General features: G+C 62.3%; 1 protein-coding gene. It reads left to right on the forward strand.

All coding sequences use genetic code 11. From position 1 onward, the window contains the following. Positions 1-557, forward strand: a 557-nt coding sequence (locus NUW87_RS11575) for a helix-turn-helix domain-containing protein (RefSeq protein ID WP_439099506.1), incomplete at both ends; no start/stop codon positions are given.

The following is a 557-nucleotide window of genomic DNA, read 5'->3' on the forward strand; positions in this document are numbered from 1 at the left end:
CCTGCACACAGCAAAGTTGATTCCGTGCCAGCACCAATGAAAACACAGGCAGGCCACGCGCCTGCCGACTATGCCGAGGACCGTGTGAAAGTCGGCCGCGGAGTCCGACTGTCGTATGAAGACCGCCTGACGATCCAACATGGGTGCAGCCAGGGAATGTCAGCCAGACAGATCGGAGCACTTCTGGGGCGCCACCATAGCGTGATCAGCCGGGAAATCGCCCGCAACGGGTGGGAAGTTCCCGGCGAAGACGGTGAGGCCACGGTGTACTACAACGCCCGGCAAGCCGGCCTGGGCGCCAAGGCGCGTGCGCACCGGCCGAAGGTGCGCAAGCTCGACGACAACCCGGCACTTCGTGCTGTGGTGGTGACGTGTCTTGCCCGCCGGTGGTCGCCCGGGCGCATCAGTGTGTGGCTTCAGCATGCTTTCGCCGATGATGAAAGCATGCGTATTTCCCACGAAGCGATCTACAGTGCCTTGTACATCCAGGGCAAAGGCAGCTTGCGCGCCGAGCTTGAAGCGGTGATGAAGACCCAAGATGTGCTCATCCGTGGCGG

Origin of the sequence: Corynebacterium pilbarense (assembly GCF_026930265.1) — a bacterium.
Classification (GTDB): domain Bacteria; phylum Actinomycetota; class Actinomycetes; order Mycobacteriales; family Mycobacteriaceae; genus Corynebacterium; species Corynebacterium pilbarense.